The organism is Halocynthiibacter styelae (genome assembly GCF_016123485.1).
Lineage (GTDB): Bacteria > Pseudomonadota > Alphaproteobacteria > Rhodobacterales > Rhodobacteraceae > Halocynthiibacter > Halocynthiibacter styelae.
This window is the reverse complement of the sequence record NZ_JADCKQ010000015.1, coordinates 13,813-27,283: the sequence shown is the minus strand read 5'-3', so window position 1 is coordinate 27,283 and position 13,471 is coordinate 13,813. Positions and strand designations below refer to the sequence as shown.

Genomic DNA, 13,471 nt, shown 5'->3' with positions numbered 1-13,471 from the left:
TGTTTACCCCTGTAGCATGGCGATGGTCAGCGTGACGGTCAGCACGCTGATGACAGTTGAAATGAGGATCGCGGCAGAGACCCGTTGCGGCGCAACCCCGTAGTGTTGCGCAAGAATATAGACGTTCCCGGCCACCGGAAGGGCCGCAGCGGTAACCATAACCATGGCCGCAAAAGGATCGACGTCGAAGATGTGGAAGGCGGCAATATAGACCGCCAAAGGGTGTATGACGAGCTTCAGGAAGGACAACCAAGCGGCGACAGAAACACGTTCCGCCGATTTCCCGGCCAGCGATGCACCGATTGCAAAGAGCGCGCCTGGCGTGGCGGCCCCTCCCAGAATATCCGTGAATTCAGCAACCGGACCGGGCAAGGTCCAGCCCATGGCCGACACCGATAACCCAGCCACAATAGAGACTATCATGGGGTTTTTCAGCAAGCCCAGCGCGAGTGTTCCAACAATTGCCGGGCTCATACGGCCATCGCGTGCACCGGTGATCAGGATCACGATCAGGCTGGAAAACACCACAAGGTCCAGGGTCAAAACCATCAAGACAGGGCCAGCTGCTGTGGCGCCAAACAGCTTGACCAACATCGGCACCCCCAGAAAGCCCGTATTGCCGATGGTGGCAACCTGGGCTTCAACGGCGGCTTCTTCGATGCCGCGTTTGCGGATTAAGGCCGCGATGGTTGCGATGATGTAAACGAAGAAACACCCAGCGAGATAGGCCAGCGCAAATTGCACATCAAATATTTCGGCAACGGGCAGACTGGCGGCAAAGCCAAACAGCATTGCGGACAGTGCAAAATAGAAGACAAATTTCGTCAGCCAGGCTGCGGCTGCTTCCGGAAAGAAACCACTGCGACACGCACCATAGCCCAGGCCAATGATGGCGAAAAACGGCAGGGTCTTCAGGAAAATTTCGATCATATAGCAGCGCTAACATGTCAGGCGGGCTTTGCCTATCCCCTGAAGCTACGGTGTTCAGCCGCCGCCGATCAACACCCCCGCCGCGAAGACAAGGGCACCGCCCAGAACCACCTGAAATGTCGCCCGCAGAAACGGCGTATCCATGAAACGGTTCTGGATCCAGGCGATCGCCCAGAGTTCAATGAACACCACAAGGATTGCGATGGTCGTGGCGGTCCAGAAGTCGGTGATCAGATAAGGCAGCGCGTGGCCCAGCCCGCCAACCGTTGTCATAATGCCCGAGGCAAATCCGCGTTTCACCGGCGACCCGCGCCCGGACAGTTCGCCGTCATCGGATGCGGCCTCGGTAAACCCCATGGAAATCCCTGCCCCGACAGAGGCCGCAAGGCCCACAAGGAAGGTTGTCCAGGTGTCGCCCGTGGCAAAAGCGACGGCAAAGATCGGGGCCAAGGTGGACACGGACCCATCCATCAGCCCCGCAAGACCCGGCTGCACCCAGGTGAGAACAAACTGACGATGGGCAGCGCGGTTTTCTTCTTCGCCCGCCTCACCGGTAAGGTTTTCATGCAAGCCTTCGGCGCGGTTTTCATGCCCGGCCTCTGCCGCGGCCAGTTCATTCAGCAATTGCCGGGTCTGCGCATCAGAACTGTATTGCGCGGCTTTCGTATAGAAGGCCGCGGCGTCATGTTCCATCTTTGCAGCCTCACCCCGCATGGTTTCAAGCGACAGGTTTTCCACCAGCCAGACCGGACGACGCGCATAGAAACCTGACACATGTTCGCGCCGGATCAGGGGGATCACGTCACCAAAGCGTTTCTGGTGCATGGTGATCAGGGCGCGGTGATGGTCATCCTCCTCTGCGGCCATTTCATCAAACATCGCAGCACTTTCCGGAAAATCCGGGCGCAGACGCTGGGCGTAAAGCCGGTAGATCCGCGCATCATCTTCTTCGGAAGAAATCGCAAGCGCGAGAATTTCCTGTTCCGTCAGATCTGAAAAACGTCTGCGATTCATGCGGCCGGAAAACATCTGAGCACCTCTCTTTAGAATGATTCTAATTTATGCCTTTTCTGACAAATTGAAAGAAAAAAATGCATCTACCTCTTGTATTCTGAACTAAACGGTTTAGATCAATTGTACGAAACAGTTTAGTTCATAGAAAGGAGATGAACATGTCTTTTATCCGTACTGCCCTCGCCCTTGCCCTGGTTGCGACCCTGGCCGTTCCTGCCGCTGCATCTCCGACAGGCGACACCTGGTTCCCGACCCTGACCTGGCCGACCGAAACCTCCCCTGCGGACGCTGACGCAGGAAAGTAATTCCCTCTTTCATCCCTGAGGGTAAACTGGCGGCAGGGTAACCTGCCGCCCTTTTTGTATTTTAAGGCAGCTTGTTGTAAGTGAACTGTTCAGTTTATACTCGCCTGATCTGAAAAAGAGGACACCGCATGGACGCCACCACAGACACCAACCGCAAGGGCCGCAAATATGACGACGTGCTGACAGGCGCGCAGACGGTGTTTATGCGGGACGGGTTTGACGGGGCAAGCGTGGATGACATCGCGCGTGAGGCCGGCGTGTCAAAGGCGACGCTATACAGTTATTTCCCGGACAAGCGGGAATTGTTTTTGGAAATCATCCGCTTGCAATGCCTGTCCCAGGCAGATTCTGCGTTTTGCAACAACATTCTGGACGCCCCTGCCCGCGAAGCCCTGACCCGCGCCGCAGATATTTTCGTGCGTTTTATGGTGTCACCGCTGGCGATTTCCATGCACAATCTGATCCATGGTGAAGCCCGGCGCTTTCCGGAACTGGCGCAAAAATTCTACGCCATGGGGCCGGAAATGGCGATGACCCGGATTGTTGAACTGTTTGAAGCCCTGGTGGCCCGCGGTGAGCTGGTGATTGACGATGTGGAACTGGCAGCAGACCAGCTGGGCGGGTTGTGCAAAACCGATCTGTGGATCAGATGTTGCCTGCACATGGAAAGCAATCCGTCAGAAGAAGAGATTCAGCGCGTGGTGAACGGTGCTGTCGATACATTCCTTGCCCGCTATGGTGCCTGATTGGGCGGCCTGATTTTGTCTGAAAGTTATCCGGTGTCACGCACAGGTGGGGGCAAGATTGGCGCGACACCGGAAGTAGCATCTAAGCTATGATGCCTGTATTGCAGGCAATCCGGGCAGCTGAATGAAAATTAAGAGGTATAATTGTGTCGCCTTTCAGGCGTTTACCTTGCCTTTGATGCAATCCGGGGGCAAGCTATCCCTATGACAAAGCATCTTTCGACCCCCCTGGCCAACAGCATGGGCATTCAGGACCAGGTGAGCTTCCACCGCACCGAACTTGCAATCATTCTTTCACTATACGGACGCATGGTGGCAGCAGGTGAGTGGCGTGATTACGGAATTTCAGCGCTGAAAAATCTTGCTGTGTTCTCTGTGTACCGCCGCACGGCAGAAGTTCCGATGTACCGGATCGAAAAGCGCCCGAAACTGCGCCTGCAACAGGGGCAATATTCTGTGGTTGGTATGGATGGCAAGGTGCTGCGCCGGGGCCGTGACCTGAAACAGGTGCTGCGCGTGCTGGAACGCAAACTAATCCGCGCTGTGGACTGACGCCAGATTTACAGCCTGATCCGTGATGTCACCGGCCCATCGCCCTGGGTTTCAATCCGGGCGATGGCCTCGGCTATCCCTTCACGTACAACAGCCATTGCACCTGCATTGGCGTGGATCAGTGTTTGTTCATCCAGAACCAGCGCCACATGGCCTTTCCAGAACATAAGATCATTGCGTTCAGGCGTGTTGCCCATGGGTTTCCCCGGGGCCAGCCCTTTTTCCTGCAAATCGCTGTCACCGGGAATGGTCACGCCGCAAGCCTGAAACGCCGCCTGCACAAGTGCGGAACAGTCAAGGCCCGAACGGCTGTTTCCACCCCAGAGGTAATCCGTGCCAAGCAAGCTTTCCGCAACCATGGCCGGGTCGTCAAAACGGAAATCCAGCGGGGCGATATGCTGCAGCGGCACCCAGAAACCGTCATGGGTTTTTCCGTATTTGTCGGTGGTTTCCACGATGCGCAGCTCTGCCCCCAAACACAGCAAAGCGTGATCCGGGGATTTGAAATCGGCCTCTGCATAGAGGTGACTGGCAGGGGCTGTCACCCAATGGGTGGTCTCAAAATCTGCGCCCAGCGCGGCCTTAGCCACATACCCGCAATAGCCATCTCGCAGGCTTTGCAGATAGGCGTAACCGTCGTGCAGCTCAAACACACGCACCGCCTGCCCCATCAGGATCTGCCGGTCACGTTTGCCGCCAGGGGTCGCAAGAATATCTGCGACCGGCGCGATCACGCGCATGGGCGTGCCCGTGTTGTAATTCTCAGCATCAACCTGCCCGCGCAGTTCTTCGGCAGCGACACGTGTGTTTGCAGGCGTAATACGGCGATCCATCATTCCAGCCCCAGCAGATCCGGCAGCGCATCCAGCACCGCGCGCGTTGCCTGACCCACCCCGCCTTTCGGACGCGCAGGCGCGGCAGAAGGCTGCCAGCCATACATGTCAAAGTGAATATAGGGCTGATCATCGCTGACAAAACGGCGCAGGAAAAGCGCGGCGGTGATAGAACCCGCGAAACCGCCTTTGGGCGCGTTATCAAGGTCAGCGATGCCGGGTTCGATCATTGCCTCATACGGGTCATGGAAAGGCATACGCCAGAGCGGGTCGCGCACCCGATCTGCGGATTGTGCAAGGCTGGCGGCGGTCGCGTTACTATCCGTGTAAAACGGTACAAGATCCGGGCCAACAGCCACACGGGCCGCACCTGTCAGGGTCGCCATGGAAATGATCAGATCCGGGTTTTCTTCGTCGGCCAGCGTCAGCGCATCGGCCAGGACAAGCCGCCCTTCGGCATCGGTATTGTTGATTTCCACCGTCAGACCTTTGCGCGACGTCAGGATATCCTGCGGGCGGAAGGCATTGGCAGACACGGAATTTTCCACAGCCGGGATCAACACGCGCAGGCGCAGCTTCAGGCGCAGCGCCATGATCATATGCGCAAGGCCCAGGGTTGCGGCGGAACCGCCCATATCTTTCTTCATCAGCCCCATGGAGCCACCGGGTTTCAGGTTCAGACCACCGGTGTCAAAGCAAACGCCCTTGCCCACCAGCACCAGCTGTGGGCCGCTGTCGCCCCAGGACATATCCAGCAGACGCGGCGCACGATCTGATGCACGCCCGACTGTGTGGATCATCGGCAGATTGGCCGCGTGCAGATCGTCGCCGCGTGTCACAGCCAGGGTCGCGCCATGTTGATTCGCCAGGTTTTGCGTGGCCTCTTCCAGTTCCTGCGGGCCCATATCGGAAGCGGGCGTATTGATCAGGTCACGTGTCAGGGCCTCGCCTGCGGCAATCGCCTCAATGCGCGCGCCATCAATGCGATCCGGGGTCACAAGCCGGGCTTTGGGCGCAGATTGGCTGGCGTAGCGATCATAGCGATAAGTGGCCAGCAACCAGCCCAACGCGGCTTCTTCCAGGTCGTCCTGTGGCAGATCTGTCGCGATCTTCCAGGAAGCCTCGGGCAATTTCGTCACCACAGCGGCTACATGGAAACGCCCACGCGCCCGGGTAGCGACGGAACCGTATCCGACAATCGCACCGGCAGGTGCGCCACCTTCCCCTGGCAGCACAACAACCGAACCGGCAGCCCCGGTAAAACCCGAGGTCTCAACCCAGACCCTCTGCATGACGGGCAGGCTGTTCAGGAAATCCCCAAGCGCGTCTTTTTCAATGATGTATAGCGGCAGTGCATTGGTATCGGTGGCAAATTGCAGGGACATTTGTGACCTTTCTGGCTGACTGGCGCCAGATTGCCCCCCGCCCGCAGGCGCTGCAAGGGGGAAATGAAGGGTGGTTCAGATCGACAGATCACGGTGATCCCAGATCGTTGTCAGGGACTTTTCACCAATGCGCAGCATCCGGGTTATGGTGGCTGCCCGGGCGGGGTAATCTTTGAAATTCAGACAATATTCCACATCAAGCGCCACGCGGGACAGGCTGGTGAGGCCGATTTTCCCGGCAAGTTCCGCGATATTGCGTACGGCTTGCTGCAGCAGTTGATCATCTGCAATCCCCTGCACGTCATGAATATCGGCAAGCCGTGTCGCCAGATCTTCCATCACGCGGCAAATCACATCTTCCGCCCCGGCCTCGCCAAGTTTCACATAAAGTTCTGTCAGACGGTCCGGGTCAAATCCCGGCATCTCATTCTGACGCAGATATGTCACCACCATCATATTCACCCAATTCGCATGCCCCCACGCATCTTCCCGTTCTGGCATTCAATTCCTTCGAAAAGGTTGAGGCCGGACAGAGAATTCTCTCGAATTAAGTCCAGTTTTTGCGTAAAAGCACTGAAACCCTGCCACTCTGACCAACTTACGAGGCACATATGAAACACGCAAAACGCCTGCCCGATTACCTGACGCATCGCTATCAGGGCTGGAAAGCAACCACATATGAGGGCAACAAAGCCTGGTATCGCCGCCTTGCCGATGGTCAGCATCCCCGCGCGATGGTGATTTCCTGCTGTGATTCCCGTGTACATGTGACAGCACTGTTTGGGGCTGAACAGGGCGAATTCTTCATTCACCGTAATATCGCCAACCTCGTGCCGCCCTATGCGCCGGATGGCGATCACCACGGCACATCCGCGGCGATTGAATATGCGGTCAACGCGCTGAAAGTGGCCCATGTGATTGTGATGGGCCATTCCAGCTGTGGCGGTGTTGCCGGTTGTGACGGCATGTGCAGTGGCACTGCCCCGGAACTTGAAGAAAAGATGAGCTTTGTCGGCCGCTGGATGGATATTCTGCGCCCGGGTTATGAACGCGTGAAGCACATCGAAAATGAAACCGAACGTCGCACAGCCCTTGAAAAAGAAGCTGTGCTTGTCTCGCTGGAGAACCTGATGGGGTTCCCCTTTGTTTCCGAGGCTGTCAAATCCGGTGACCTGTCTATTCATGGCCTGTGGAATGACATCGCCAGTGGTGGGCTGGAATGTTTTGATCCAGCCCAGGGCACCTTTATTCCGGTGTAAGCGACGTCACAGCGATTGCGGCCATTTCCATGATCGCATCACGTGAATCTGCCACGGCAATAAACCGTTTGCTGTGGCAGAACTTTGCCCCTTTGACACCGCTGGCCTGTTCCAGATCCGCATCGGTCAAGCCGGCCCATGCCGCAGGCAAGTCGGCACGCTGATCAAAGGTATCCCGCGACAGTTTGATCCCGTTCAACGTCCAGTCACTGCCCCGTGGCGTCACCATAAACAGGATATGACCCGCGTCCGCTTCGTCCAGGGCAGAGGCGAAGGGCATGCCCATGGGCAGTTCAAGAATAGCAGAATCGCCCGCAGCTGCGATTGCGTCAACAACGATGCTTTTGGCACGCGCTTTGGCGGCAAGATTGGCGATATTGGCCTCAACAAAGCTGCGCGCGATTGGCAGGGCCGCCATGAAGGCGTCATCATCTGCGGTTGGTGATGTATCGTCAAACACCGGTTTCAGGCTACCCAGAAGCGCCGGCAGTGTCAAAGCGGACAAAGGGCCTGCGACGGAAGGTTCCATCGCGCCATTGTCGAGCAAATCAATCGGCAGCACGAAGCGCTTATCAAAAGACGCGTGAATAGCGTCGATATCTGCCTCAGGCACATTCAGGTCCGTCAGATACTGACGCCCATAATGCGCCCAGATAAGGCCAAAGGAACTGTAGGGTTGTTCATCGTCACGCAAAGGTCCCGGGCGTTGGTGGTGATCAAATATCTGCGCATCCGCATTATAATCGCCTCCGACATCATAAATGATCTTATCCTCTGCGGGTGTCAGCCAGTCGCGGTCTCTGGTGCGGCGAATTTCTGCATCCGGGTAAAGACGCGTCAGCACGACTGAAGATAAAAGTTCATCCGCGTGGAAGCCGCCGGAATGGGTCACAAGGTAAGAGATAGTCATGCAGTCCTCCTGGACTCGCGGATGGTGAAAGCAAAATGGCCGGACAACTGCCCGGCCATTTGTGTTTATATCGCTGTGATCAGCCCTTTTTCAGGATTTCACGGCCGTAAAGTTCGGCGATCTGCACCGCGTTCAGAGCAGCACCCTTGCGCAGGTTGTCAGACACGCACCACAGGTTCAGACCGTTTTCAACGGTGCTGTCCTGGCGGATACGGCTGATGAAGGTTGCGAAATCACCGACGCATTCGATCGGGGACACGTAGCCGCCGTCTTCGCGTTTATCGATGACCATCACACCAGGTGCTTCGCGCAGGATGTCACGGGCTTCGTCTTCGTCGAGGAAATCTTCAAATTCGATGTTCACGGATTCAGAGTGGCCAACAAACACAGGCACGCGCACGCAGGTCGCGGTCACTTTGATGTTTGGATCAACGATTTTCTTCGTCTCAACAACCATCTTCCATTCTTCCTTGGTCGAACCATCTTCCATGAAGACGTCGATGTGCGGAATCACGTTGAAAGCGATCTGTTTTGTGAATTTCTTAGGGGGTTTGTTGTCGGTCGGGTTGTAGATGGATTTGGTCTGATCCCAAAGCTCATCAATCGCCTCTTTACCGCCGCCGGACACGGATTGGTATGTGCTGACAACAACGCGTTTGATGCGTGCGCGATCATGCAAAGGCTTCAGCGCGACAACCATCTGTGCTGTGGAACAGTTCGGGTTCGCGATGATCATTTTGTTTTTATAATCAACAATCGCTTCTGGGTTTACCTCAGGTACGATCAGCGGGATTTTTGGATCATAGCGATACAAAGATGAGTTATCGATCACAAGACAACCGGCCGCCGCCGCTTTGGGCGCGTAGATTTTGGTGGCTTCGGAACCCACGGCAAACAACGCCATGTCCCAACCCGCGAAATCGAAGGTGTCGAGGTCCTTGGTCGTGAGTGTGGTATCGCCAAAGCTGACCTCGGAACCGAGGGACCGGCGGCTTGCAAGCGCGACGATCTCGTCTACAGGAAACTGGCGTTCGGCCAGAATGTTCAGCATTTCGTGACCCACATTGCCTGTGGCGCCAACGATAGCAATTTTATACCCCATCACGGGACTCCTCTTTGATCTGCCCATAGCGGGCGAGAGGTGTCATAGCGCAAAGCCCCCTTGCATGGAAGAGGTCGATTTACCCCCTTGCTGTGCTATTTGAACACATTATGGTCAGCCCGGGTATGAACAGGGAACTGCGAAATGGATAATACAAAAGGCAGTTTTCTGATGGTGGCCGCTATGGCCTGCTTCGCGGTGGAAGACATGTTTCTGAAAAGCGCGACACAGCAGGTGCCCGTCGGGCTTGCGCTGATTCTTTTTGGTCTGATGGGCGGGGTGATATTCGCGGGCATGGGGCGTGTGCGAGGCGAGGATCTGATCCATCCGCAGTGGCGATCAAAGCCCATGCTGTGGCGGGCGTTCTTTGAAATCGGCGGGCGGTTGTTCTTCACCCTGGCGATTGCTTTCGCGCCGCTGTCCACCGTTTCCGCCGTTCTTCAGGCGACCCCGCTGTTTGTGTCTTTCGCTGCGATTTTTCTGTTTGGTGAAAAGGTTGGCCCGAAACGCTGGATCGCCATGCTGATCGGTTTTGCCGGTGTTCTGCTGATCCTGCGCCCCGGCCCCGAAGGGCTGGAATTAACCGCACTGTTCGCCCTTCTTGGCACGATCGGGTTTGCCGGGCGGGATCTGGCGACCCGGGCCAGCCCCGCGACCATGACCAATGCACAGCTTGGGGTCAGCGGCTTTACCATGCTGGTGATTGCCGGTGTGATTGCGCTGACATTCAGCGGCGGGCTGGTGATGCCAGCCCCGCTGACTCTTGCGAAAATCCTGGCAGCAGCTGTGATCGGTGTGATCGCCTATTCCGCCCTGACAGGTGCAATGCGATCAGGCGAAGTGTCCGTCGTATCCCCTTTCCGCTATTCCCGTCTGATCTTCGCCATGCTGATCGGAATGGTCGTGTTTGGTGAAAAACCGGATGCCTGGACCATCGCGGGTAGTGTGCTGATTGTGCTGAGCGGCCTTTATACTGTGATCCGCAGCCGGAAGCGATAAAGACGGTCACCATTGACTTTGCCGGGTTTTAGCGCCATATGCGCCTTGTCCCTGCCCGCTGCCGCGTGAGCAGCCGCCGGACAACCGGCAGAAGCAGGCACAAAATTCCAATACAGTTCCCAAATCACGCGGGGGTCTGGCAGAGCGTAACATCGCCCTGCAACCGCAATCCGCGCGCCTTTCAGGCGCTGGTGTTTCCGTTTTCGGAAAGACCTGTCTTCTTTGGGCTGTATGCGCCCCAGATACGAAAGGGTCATCTTTTGACCGACAATACCAAATCAAACCTGCAATTCGCAGATATGGATTTCACACCCAAGCTGATGGCGTCCATCGCCGGTGCGGGCTATAAGAACCCGACCCCCATCCAGCAAAAGGCGATCCCGCTGGTGCTTGAAGGCCATGATGTTATGGGCCTCGCACAGACCGGAACCGGTAAAACCGCCGCCTTTGGCCTGCCCCTGATCAACCGCCTGATGCGCGAACATGGCAAGCCAGAGCCAAAGCAGATCAAAGCGCTGATCCTTGCCCCGACCCGGGAACTTGTGAACCAGATCGCTGAGAACCTGACAACCTACACCCAGGGCACACCGATCCGCGTTGTGACCGTTGTGGGCGGCGTTTCCATTAACAACCAGATCAAGAAGCTGGCCAAAGGCACGCATATTCTGGTGGCAACACCGGGCCGCCTGATCGACCTGATGGAACAGAAAGCCCTGTATCTGGACAGTGCGACTTACCTGGTTCTTGATGAAGCCGATCAGATGCTGGACATGGGGTTCATCCATTCTCTGCGTAAAATCGCGCCAAAGCTTGGCACACCGCGCCAGACGCTGCTGTTCTCTGCGACCATGCCCAAAGACATGGATGAAATCGCGAAAACCTATCTGCATAATCCGAAACGCGTGCAGGTTTCGCCTCCGGGTAAGGCTGCGGATAAGGTCACGCAGTCGCTGCATTATTGCGCGAAGGAAAATAAGACAGAGCTGCTGAAAGAATATCTGCGCAAAGATCCTGATGGGATTTCCCTGGTGTTTGCCCGCACCAAACATGGTGCTGAAAAACTGAAGCGTCACCTTGAAAGCGAAGGTTTTAAAGCTGCGTCTATCCATGGCAACAAAAGCCAGAATCAGCGCGACAAAGCCATCCGTGATTTCAAATCCGGTGAGATCAATATTCTTGTCGCAACCGACGTCGCTGCACGCGGGATTGATATTCCGGGCGTAAGTCATGTTTTCAACTATGAGCTGCCAGAAGTTGCTGACAACTATGTGCACCGCATCGGCCGGACCGCGCGTGCAGGCCGGGATGGCGAAGCTGTGGCGTTCTGTGCCGCGACTGAAATCGGCTATCTGCGTGCCATTGAAAAGCTGATGAAGATCACCATTCCCGTGATCGGCGGCGCACGCCCACAGGAAGAAAAACCGGAACCGCGCGGTGGTCTTGGCAAGCACAAACCCCGCCGTCACGGTGGCGGAGGCGGCGGTGGCCGCAATGGTGGCGGTGGCGGTGGTCGCAACGGTGGTGGCGGACGCCCACAGGGACAGAAACCGGGGGGCGGAAAACCCCGTCGTCCACGTCGCCGCAAGCCAGCAGCATAAGACAAACAAAGCCTCGCAATTCAGTTGCGGGGCTTTTTTAATAAAATTCGCTGAAAGTTCCGGGCAACAAAATGCAAAGCTTAGGAATGTTTTAGCACTTAGCGCGCAGTTTGTTCCTGCCTCAGAAGAGGTGATCTGCGCTGCGGTCAGATCCCGTCAAAATGACATCAATGCCGTCACTAGGGGCGGGTTACATAACTCAGTGCAAAAGCACTGATTGGAGTAAGGAACAGCATTATGTCCAGTATTCTGACGAACACCAGTGCGATGGTCGCGCTGCAGACACTGAATTCTATCAACGACAATCTGACGAAAACACAAGCCGAGATCTCTACCGGGAAAACCATTGAATCCGCGAAAGATAACGCCGCAATCTGGGCGATTTCTAAAACGATGGAGTCAGACGTGGCAGGTTTTCAGGCAATTTCAGACAGTCTCGCCCTTGGCGAAAGTACAATCACCGTTGCACGTTCTGCGACTGAAACCGTAACCGACCTTCTGACACAGATTAAAGGCAAAGTTGTTGCGGCCCAGGAACAGAACGTTGACCGTGAAAAGATCCAGACGGATATTGAGGCCCTTACCGGTCAGGTAACATCCATCGTAGAAGCCGCGCAGTTCAATGGTCTGAACCTGCTGAAAGGCACAGAAGATGTGAACATCCTGTCCTCACTTGATCGTCAGGGCAACGGCGTCGTCAACGCGAGCAATATCACAGTCAATCGCCAGGACCTGAGCACCTCTGCCGGTGTGAACGGCGTTGGTACTGGCAGCTCACTGAGCGGGCAGATCGTCAACGCGGACGTCGCGGAACCAGATATCACCAATGATGCCAACGAAGCGATTGTAACGCTTGGATCAGGTTCCTGGACTGCGGGTCAGACAGCTTCCATCACCGTTGCAGGGCAAACTGTGACCTATACCGCCGCGACGGGCGGTGAAGATCAGGATGCGATGGCCGCCGGTCTTTCGACCGCTCTGCAAGCGCTTGATCTTGATGGCATTGTCGTAGATGGCAGCACCGCTGGTACAGTTTCAATTTCCTCGACACGGGCATTTGAAGAAGTCAGCATCTCCACTGCGACAGATGCGAACACCAACCAGATCACGGATCTGAACGGTGCATCAGGCCTGACGGACACCTCTGGCGACATCGCACAGCGTGCAGAACAGATCGACTTCACCACAGCGGCAACACCGCAGGAAGGCAACAGCTATCAGGCATCCGTTGGCGGAACTGCATACTTCTACACCGCAGGTAAAGGTGAAAGCTTTGCAGATGTGGCCCGTGGCCTGAAGACAGCTGTCGACAGCGCAGCCCTTGAAGGGGTTACGACCCAGGTTTCAATCGACAGCACCACAGGACAAGCCAGCCTGAAGATCGACAACAACAGTGACACCGATTTGTCGATTGCCCTTGCCGCTGCTGACGGCGGCACTGCCTCGGGTGGTCTGTTTGGCCTCGACAGCATTGATGTGACCACAAATGAATCCGCCAATGCGGCCCTTGGGAACATTGAAACGCTGATCAACACCTCGATTGACTCAGCTGCCGCGCTTGGTTCGGCACAGGGGCGAATTGAAACTCAGTCAAGTTTCATTGGCAAACTGACCGACTCTCTTAAGTCGGGTATTGGTACGATGGTCGATGCAAACATGGAAGAAGCCTCCACCAGACTGCAGGCCTTGCAGGTGCAGCAACAGCTGGGCGTACAATCCCTGTCGATTGCGAACCAGGCACCACAATCCATCCTGTCGCTGTTCCGTTAACAGCCATAATTCCGGCAGAGCCCCCAGGGGCTCTGCCATCCAGCCCACGGTAAAACCCGTGTATTGAA

General features: G+C 56.2%; 14 protein-coding genes. 7 read left to right on the top strand and 7 right to left on the bottom strand.

The features are described 5' to 3' along the window. Positions 1 to 3: 3 nt before the first annotated feature. Both H1D41_RS16005 and mbfA read right to left on the bottom strand, forming a co-directional pair. Entirely contained in the window at positions 4 to 930 is a 927-nt protein-coding gene (locus tag H1D41_RS16005) for an AEC family transporter (protein ID WP_228849862.1), read from the bottom strand. A 54-nt stretch (positions 931 to 984) separates the two neighbouring features. Further along, positions 985 to 1,944: an iron exporter MbfA gene (gene mbfA, locus H1D41_RS16000; protein ID WP_228849861.1), complete on the bottom strand. Its 960-nt coding sequence runs from the start codon at positions 1,942 to 1,944 to the stop codon at positions 985 to 987. A gap of 158 nt (positions 1,945 to 2,102) precedes the next feature. Here mbfA and H1D41_RS15995 point away from each other — a divergent pair, with 158 nt between their 5' ends. The 3 genes from H1D41_RS15995 (at position 2,103) to H1D41_RS15985 (ending at position 3,547) form a co-directional block, all read left to right on the top strand. Next, positions 2,103 to 2,249, top strand: a complete 147-nt coding sequence (locus H1D41_RS15995) for a hypothetical protein (RefSeq protein WP_157947031.1) — start codon at positions 2,103 to 2,105, stop codon at positions 2,247 to 2,249. Between the two features lie 128 nt (positions 2,250 to 2,377). After that, positions 2,378 to 2,995, top strand: coding sequence for a TetR/AcrR family transcriptional regulator (locus H1D41_RS15990; protein WP_228849860.1), 618 nt, complete (start codon positions 2,378 to 2,380; stop codon positions 2,993 to 2,995). A 204-nt stretch (positions 2,996 to 3,199) separates the two neighbouring features. Next, on the top strand, positions 3,200 to 3,547 hold the full coding sequence (locus H1D41_RS15985) for a DUF2794 domain-containing protein (RefSeq protein WP_228849859.1): 348 nt from the start codon (positions 3,200 to 3,202) through the stop codon (positions 3,545 to 3,547). Positions 3,548 to 3,555: 8 nt separating this feature from the next. Here the strand turns inward: H1D41_RS15985 and H1D41_RS15980 are convergent, their stop codons facing one another. The 3 genes from H1D41_RS15980 to H1D41_RS15970 form a co-directional block, all read right to left on the bottom strand. After that, positions 3,556 to 4,383 (bottom strand): C40 family peptidase, encoded by an 828-nt coding sequence (locus tag H1D41_RS15980; protein ID WP_228849858.1) that lies wholly within the window; start codon positions 4,381 to 4,383, stop codon positions 3,556 to 3,558. Continuing rightward, a complete protein-coding gene (locus tag H1D41_RS15975) occupies positions 4,380 to 5,765 on the bottom strand; it encodes a leucyl aminopeptidase family protein (RefSeq protein WP_228849857.1) in 1,386 nt (461 codons plus the stop codon). The genes H1D41_RS15980 and H1D41_RS15975 overlap by 4 nt, the downstream gene beginning before the upstream one ends. Before the next feature lie 75 nt (positions 5,766 to 5,840). Next, on the bottom strand, positions 5,841 to 6,266 hold the full coding sequence (locus tag H1D41_RS15970; protein ID WP_228849856.1) for a hypothetical protein: 426 nt from the start codon (positions 6,264 to 6,266) through the stop codon (positions 5,841 to 5,843). A 110-nt stretch (positions 6,267 to 6,376) separates the two neighbouring features. Here H1D41_RS15970 and H1D41_RS15965 point away from each other — a divergent pair, with 110 nt between their 5' ends. Next, positions 6,377 to 7,024, top strand: coding sequence for a carbonic anhydrase (locus H1D41_RS15965; protein WP_228849855.1), 648 nt, complete (start codon positions 6,377 to 6,379; stop codon positions 7,022 to 7,024). On the opposite strand, the gene H1D41_RS15960 is transcribed toward H1D41_RS15965, so the two are convergent. Continuing rightward, the gene (locus tag H1D41_RS15960) at positions 7,011 to 7,934 is read right to left on the bottom strand and encodes an MYG1 family protein (protein WP_228849854.1); all 924 of its coding nucleotides are present in this window, start codon (positions 7,932 to 7,934) and stop codon (positions 7,011 to 7,013) included. The genes H1D41_RS15965 and H1D41_RS15960 overlap by 14 nt on opposite strands. Before the next feature lie 79 nt (positions 7,935 to 8,013). Next, entirely contained in the window at positions 8,014 to 9,036 is a 1,023-nt protein-coding gene (locus H1D41_RS15955; protein WP_107498448.1) for an aspartate-semialdehyde dehydrogenase, read from the bottom strand. 144 nt (positions 9,037 to 9,180) lie between these two features. Between H1D41_RS15955 and H1D41_RS15950 the strand changes: the two genes are divergently transcribed. The 3 genes from H1D41_RS15950 to H1D41_RS15940 all read left to right on the top strand — a co-directional run bounded on the left by H1D41_RS15950 (position 9,181) and on the right by H1D41_RS15940 (position 13,403). Next, the gene (locus H1D41_RS15950) at positions 9,181 to 10,035 is read left to right on the top strand and encodes a DMT family transporter (RefSeq protein WP_228849853.1); all 855 of its coding nucleotides are present in this window, start codon (positions 9,181 to 9,183) and stop codon (positions 10,033 to 10,035) included. Positions 10,036 to 10,334: 299 nt separating this feature from the next. Further along, a complete protein-coding gene (locus tag H1D41_RS15945; protein ID WP_228849904.1) occupies positions 10,335 to 11,633 on the top strand; it encodes a DEAD/DEAH box helicase in 1,299 nt (432 codons plus the stop codon). A gap of 237 nt (positions 11,634 to 11,870) precedes the next feature. Beyond that, positions 11,871 to 13,403 (top strand): flagellin, encoded by a 1,533-nt coding sequence (locus H1D41_RS15940; protein ID WP_107498445.1) that lies wholly within the window; start codon positions 11,871 to 11,873, stop codon positions 13,401 to 13,403. Positions 13,404 to 13,471: the final 68 nt, after the last annotated feature.